The sequence below is a fragment of the Streptomyces sp. MK37H genome, from assembly GCF_018035285.1.
Taxonomy (GTDB): domain Bacteria; phylum Actinomycetota; class Actinomycetes; order Streptomycetales; family Streptomycetaceae; genus Streptomyces; species Streptomyces endocoffeicus.
Window position 1 is genome coordinate 1 of sequence record NZ_JAAAYH010000746.1, and the last position, 2,316, is coordinate 2,316.

General features: G+C 70.1%; 1 protein-coding gene. It reads left to right on the forward strand.

The genetic code is table 11. The features are described from left to right. Positions 1 to 2,316, forward strand: a 2,316-nt coding sequence (locus tag GWI24_RS43485) for a non-ribosomal peptide synthetase (RefSeq protein ID WP_210951530.1), incomplete at both ends; no start/stop codon positions are given.

Here is a 2,316-nt window from a genome sequence, read left to right on the forward strand (position 1 = left end):
TGGCGGTGCTGCTGGGGATTGCCAAGGCCGGGGCGGGGTTTGTGCCGGTGGATCCGGCGTATCCGGCGGAGCGGATCGGGTGGATGGTCGAGGACTCGGCGCCTGCGCTGGTTCTCTGCTCCGAGGGGACCCGGAGGCTGGTCCCGGCCGGGGTGGAGTGCTTGGTATGGGATCCGTCGGATGTGGTGGCGGAGCCCGCGCCCGCGATTTCGGTGGATGTCGATGATGTGGCGTATGTGATCTATACGTCGGGCTCGACGGGCCGTCCCAAGGGCGTGGCGGTGACGCATCGCGGTATCGGGAACCTCGTCAGCGCGCAGATCGACCGGTTCGACGTGGGCGCTGATGCGCGGGTGTTGCAGCTGGCGTCGCTGAGTTTCGACGCTTCGGTGTGGGAGCTGTTCATGGCGCTGCTCTCGGGCGCCGCTCTCGTGATGGCAGGCCCGGACAGGCTCCCGCCCAATGGGTCGTTGAGCGAGGTGGCGGCGGAGTTCGGCGTCACCCATGTGACGGTGTCGCCGTCGGTGCTGGCCACGGTGGAGGAGTTGCCCGAGAGTCTTGGCACGGTGGTGGTGGCCAGCGAGGTGTGCCCGCCGTCGTTGGTGGAGCGGTGGGCGCCGGGCCGTCGGATGGTCAATGCGTACGGGCCGACCGAGGTCACCGTGTGCGCGACGATGAGCCAGCCCCTGGAGGCGTCCGGCTCGGGCCCGGTGCCCATCGGGCGTCCGAACCCCAACACCGCGGTCTATGTGCTGGACGAGCGTTTCCAGCCGGTCCCCGTGGGGGTGCTGGGTGAGCTGTATGTCGCGGGTCCTGGCCTTGCGCGTGGCTATCTCGGTCGTCCCGGGCTGACCGCGGAGCGCTTCGTAGCCTGCCCGTTCACGGGCGGGCGGATGTATCGCACGGGCGACCTCGCCAAGTGGACCGGGGATGGCCGACTCGTCTTCGGTGGCCGTGCCGATGACCAGGTCAAGGTGCGTGGCTTCCGGGTCGAGCCCGGTGAGATCGAGACCGCCCTCGCCGCCCACCAGGGCGTTGGTCAGGTGGCGGTCATCGCCCGGGAGGACCGTACGGGGGACAAGCGGCTCGTCGCTTACATCGTGTCGGATGACGCGGTGGATGTGCCCCAGTTGCGGACGTTTCTCGCTGATCGGCTGCCCGACTACATGATTCCGGCCGCGTTCGTGACGCTCGACGCGCTGCCCGTCACGGTGAACGGCAAGCTGGACCGCGCCGCCCTCCCCGCTCCCGACTTCTCCGGTGTGGCGGGGGGACGCGGTCCGGAGACGCCGACCGAGGAGCGCCTGTGCGCCCTCTTCGCCGAGGTGCTGGGCCTGGACGAGGTAGGTGCCGAGGCGTCGTTCTTCGAGCTCGGTGGCGACTCGATCCTGGTGATGAAGCTGATCGCCCAGATCCGGGCCGTCCTCGGCGCCGAGGTCAGCATCCGCGCGCTGTTCACCGCCCCGACGGTGGCCGACGTGGCCCGGCTGCTCGACGGTACGGAGGACGGCACCGCCCAGCAGGCACTGACCGCTCGGCCGCGCCCGGAGGTGCTGCCGCTGTCGTACTCCCAGCAGCGGATGTGGTTCCTCAACCGCCTCGAAGGTGTCGGCGACGGTGCGGTGTACAACCTCCCGCTGGCGCTCCGCCTCTCCGGGGAGCTGGACAGGGTGGCTCTGGAGGCGGCGCTCGGGGATGTCGCCGACCGGCACGAGAGTCTGCGTACGGTCTTTCCCGAGACCGCTGGTGAACCGCGCCAGCATGTGCTGACGGGCGAGGCGGGTCGGCCGCCGCTGATCGTGGTGGAGACCGCGGAGGAGCATCTGCGGGAGGTGCTCGGCGGCTATGCCGCCCGGGGCTTTGACCTGAGCGTTGATCTTCCGTGGCGGGCGCGTCTGTTGAAGACGGGTCCGTCGGAGTGTGTGCTGTTGATCGTGGCGCATCACATCGCGGTCGATGGTTGGTCGATGGGTGTGTTGGGTCGGGAGATCGGGGTGGCGTATGCGGCGCGGCGGGCGGGCCGTGCACCGGGCTGGGAGCCGTTGCCGGTGCAGTACGCGGATTATGCGCTGTGGCAGCGTGAGGTGCTGGGCACCCTCGAGGACCCGGACAGCGTGGTCAGTGGCCAGCTCGCCTACTGGCGCGAGGCGCTGGCCGGTGCGCCGGAGGAGCTCGTCCTGCCGACCGACCGGCCCCGGCCGGCGGTGTCGTCCTTCCGCGGTGGCGAAGTGCCGGTCGCCATCACCGCGGAAACCCATGCCCGGCTCACGGAGCTCGCCCAGCGGGGCGGGGCGACGATGTTCATGGTGATGCACG